Below are 4090 nucleotides of genomic sequence, written 5' to 3' on the forward strand. Positions count from 1 at the left end.
TTGGCTGTGTTGTGGCACTTTGCCGCTGTACATACCCGTGAGAGGTAAATTCTAGAAGTGTTTGTTCTGGCTCAGTGGGAGCATTAGGTAGGGTATCAGGAGTTTTTTGGGGTTGAGCAGATTTCTTACTCCTGGGTTGAGCAGCTGTCGGTTGTTCTAGCTTTTTTTCAGTGGAAGCAATAGAGTTTATTATGGTACGGCGAGGATCACCGTACTTGCGTTTAAGCGATCGCAAATCTTTCTTCAGGGCTTTGAGCAATTCCCGCCGATCATTGAGTAATTGGTGCAGCTGTTCCAGGCGCTGGGAAAGTTCCTCACCCTCGGTCTCTAACTTTTCTCGTTCTAAGCCAGTTAGCCGTCGCATGGGCATGGCCAGAATTGCGTCAGCCTGGATTTCACTTAAGTTTAACTGATTTTGCAGGGAAAGCTTAGCAGTGGTACCATCAGGAGCATTTCTGAGAATGTCAATCATGGCATCCAGCTGATTGAGGCTAGCCAGTAACCCGTCTACCAGGTGAAGACGTCTTTCTTTCTGGGACTGCTCATAGGTATATTGGCGGGTTAGAGTCTGTTCTCGGAAGCTAATAAATGATTCTAACAACTGCCGCAGGGTAAGTTGTCGGGGTTGTCCATCTACCAAGGTCAGCAGGATAGCACCAAAGTTTGTTTGCAGGGGAGTTTGCTTATACAACTGCTGGAGAACCGCTGATGGCTGAGCATCTCGTTTGAGTTCCACCACCACCCGCATCCCTTCGCGATCGCTTTCATCTCGGATATCGCTAATCCCTTCTATACGCCCTTGATTCACCAAAGCTGCTACTTTTTCAATCCAGGCGGCCTTATGGACCTGATAGGGCAACTCACTCACTACAATTGCCCTACGCTGCCCCCGTTTCTTTCGACCGACTTGAATGGTTTCAAGCTTGGTGATGCCTCGAATCGGTATACTGCCACGACCGGTAGTATAGGCATCCCGAATCCCCTCAGCTGCCACAATTTCCCCCCCAGTGGGAAAATCAGGTCCGGGAATTAATTCCCAGAGTTTTTCATCTGGTAAATTGGGCCGGTCAATCAGAGCAATCAAGCCATCTACTATCTCTGCCAAATTGTGAGGAGGAATATTGGTGGCCATGCCCACAGCAATGCCAGAGCAACCATTGAGCAACAACACCGGTAATTGTGCCGGGAGTACCACTGGCTCTTGCTGGGAGCTATCAAAGTTGTCGATAAAATCAACGGTTGCTTCCCCAATTTCTGACAATAGGGCTTGAGCGCCCACGGGAGAAAGTCGGGTTTCAGTGTAACGCATGGCTGCTGGTGGATCATTATCCACCGAACCAAAATTGCCATGACCGTCAAGGAGGGGATAGCGGGTGGAAAAGTCTTGGACTAAACGCACCATGGCTTCATACACCGCTTGGTCACCGTGGGGGTGATATTTTCCCAACACATCCCCAACCACACGAGCACATTTGCGGTATGGTCGATCTGGGGTTAACCCTAATTCGTGCATCGCATATAGGATACGTCGATGTACGGGCTTAAGCCCATCACGGACATCAGGTAAAGCACGCCCCACAATCACACTCATGGCATATTCAAGATATGACCGTTGCATCTCCAAATGCAGGGCTGTGGGAATGACATTACTGTTTTCCAGTAGGTTCAGCTGTTTTGTCATCAAAAATCCTCCAAGGAATTGACCACCTAAAAAGCGTTAAGGGGGCGGACGCCTAAACCCGTTAGGGTTAGCGCCCGGGGAATTACCGCCAATAAATTTGTCGAGCGGTAGCGAGTCCGTTGATTCAAAGTCCGTATTGATAGCCGTCCGCTCGCTGAATGGTTTTTAGATATTTCGGATGTACATCAAAGCTCCTTATCTTAGTGCTCAGCTTAAAAGATGGCCTATAGCGAATCGCAATTCGTCCGGTATACTGCCCCGCGTATTTACCTAATGGGATATCGGCCTTGACTAAATCCCCGGTTTGAAACCCCATAAAGAATTTCTGTGAGGGAGCATGTCCATTAGGAAAGCCATATCGGTCGGTTCGACATCGCTGCCGCCTGCCATGACCTTTGGCTTTGACAATCAGAGGTCTGAGCCGATTAATTAGCAGTCTTTCGGGTGTAGAAGTACCAACACAAGCCGCGTCTGTCCAATGGGTTTTAGCAAGCCCCTGGAGTTTGCGATTGAATTTAGTCTGACCACCAGTACCCGTTTCCACAGGTAACCCGTACCCTTTGAGTCTCCTGAGCAATTCCCATCGGGTTGAATTAACCGCCGCCGCATCTTTCAAAGGAGTTAATGCTTTGGTTAATAACCGCTTTAACACGTCCGGTTTTTTCAGCAGAAACATCTCCACCGGCTGATTTCCCTTAGCTTGGTTGCAAGGGCGGCAAGCCAGGGTCAGGTTGCTGACTCGGTTAGAGCCACCCTGGCTTAAAGCTTGAATGTGTTCTATTTCAAGAGGAACACCATCAGTACTGCAATAAGCGCATTTTCTACCCCATTTCTCGAGTAAATATTCTTTGACTTCAAAACCGAATAGTTCTCCTCGCTGGTACTCAACGCCGCTAATTTCGGGGTTCTGCATTTTCTGCATATCAAACCTGACTAACTCTTGAGAGAGTGCCGTGATCGGACATACCCTTAGAATCCGCCTGACCCAGGTTTCGACGTTCGCAATCCGACTTTCAAGAGATGGTGGGAGCCAGCCTTCTTTTCGAGTCCGGTTAAGAAACCGAGGTTTGCGATATCGGAGTTTACGACTACGCCGCCTTTGTCTTAACTTTCTACGAGAGTCTAGAGATTTCTTAATCTGCTGCCCTCGGTGTTCAATCTCGAAGGCATTAGTCACCCGTCCGGTCTGCTCTTGAACTATGGCAATGCCGGTTTTTTGGGAGCCTGGGTCTATTTTGAGTCGGTAGGGATGGGTAACTGAATCCTCGACCGTCCTGTCTAGTACTACGATGGTGAAGGGGTAGCGCTTGAACACCTTAGCACGCCCCTTTTTTAGCAATTTTCTTGCCCGTGCCGGATGGCAGGGGTCTAGAGGAAAGAGGTTTTTATCGTAAACAAAAGTGTACATTACTGTACCTCTCAATTTCTTGGTAAGGTTTGCCTAGACGGTGTTAGTACTCGGTACTTTCCGGATCACACTGGCTTTCCCGAATGGCCTGTTTAATCACCCGGTTGTAGAGCTTGGAACTGGCACGCATTCCAAGGTACGAACTTTAACTCTTGGTACTAACGGCTGCGCTTATTTTTAAGGCCGTCTGGTCAACAGGCTTTATTCAAGCCCACACTGTACCCGCATCGGGTCAGTGTGCGGTAGTTGACAGGGTGATCGGGGTTTAGGGTATAGGGAAATTGCACGCTCGTTAAGGCTACGGTACTCGAAAAGATCGGAAAAATAAGGAGAAGAGAATGTCTTCTTCACCTAATCAAGTCCCCTTGATCTTTCCATCTGCTCTAGCATCCAGCTTAACCAGCGTGACTATTGATGCATATAGGTGATGCATATAGAAAAACACAGACACTAGCTCACCCTAAGTTAAGTATTCAGCTATCAGCTTTCCGCTTTCAGCTTTCAGCTATCAGCTTTCCGCTTTCAGCTTTCCGCTTTCAGCTTTCCGCTTTCAGCTTTCCGCTTTCAGCTAATGCGCACGCTACTTGAGGTGCTTTTGAATAAGCGATGGAGCGCCGACCTGCGGGGGTTTCCACGGGGCTTTCAAGGTGCGGACGCAGGTGACCCACGCAGCCCCTCCCCACTCGCGCTTTGCATCAAGACAACAGGTAAGCATTGGAATAATGCTGAGTTACGTTAGCTGAGGGCTGACGGCTGAGGGCTGACGGCTGAGGGCTGACGGCTGACGGCTGAATGCTTACACCATAAAATTTGAGCATCTGGTTCCAAAGCCGATTTCCCGCCTTAAGATAGTGTTGCTTAGCTAAAGCACGACTAAAGAAACAGGCTCAAGCTTAACCAGCCAGAAGCTTCGCTTCCAGCAAGCCGTTCCACTGTCCCCAAGACACTACAATGTAAATTTGGATGCAGTGTGGGTTGGCTTTTGCCAGGAGCGTCAGCTT

At 48.9% G+C, this 4090-nt stretch carries 3 protein-coding genes; all 3 read right to left on the reverse strand.

Going from position 1 to position 4090, the window contains the following annotated elements; all coding sequences use genetic code 11:
- Positions 1-1681 (reverse strand): DNA gyrase/topoisomerase IV subunit A (locus F6K20_RS27240; protein WP_287296731.1); only part of this gene is annotated, 1681 nt, incomplete at its 3' end.
- 124 nt (positions 1682-1805) lie between these two features.
- Positions 1806-3089, reverse strand: coding sequence for an RNA-guided endonuclease IscB (gene iscB / locus F6K20_RS27245; protein WP_008190597.1), 1284 nt, complete (start codon positions 3087-3089; stop codon positions 1806-1808).
- Positions 3090-3784: 695 nt separating this feature from the next.
- On the reverse strand, positions 3785-3907 hold the full coding sequence (locus tag F6K20_RS27250) for a hypothetical protein (RefSeq protein ID WP_287296733.1): 123 nt from the start codon (positions 3905-3907) through the stop codon (positions 3785-3787).
- Between the last annotated feature and the right edge of the window lie 183 nt (positions 3908-4090).

This window comes from Moorena sp. SIO2C4 (assembly GCF_010672485.1).
In the GTDB taxonomy this organism is placed as follows: Bacteria; Cyanobacteriota; Cyanobacteriia; order Cyanobacteriales; family Coleofasciculaceae; genus Moorena; species Moorena producens.

Bases quoted from the DNA above. Each gene is read 5' to 3' on its own strand.
- iscB (WP_008190597.1), bottom strand. From the start codon at position 3,089: ATGTACACTTTTGTTTACGATAAAAACCTCTTTCCTCTAGACCCCTGC.
- F6K20_RS27250 (WP_287296733.1), bottom strand. From the start codon at position 3,907: ATGCTCAAATTTTATGGTGTAAGCATTCAGCCGTCAGCCGTCAGCCCT.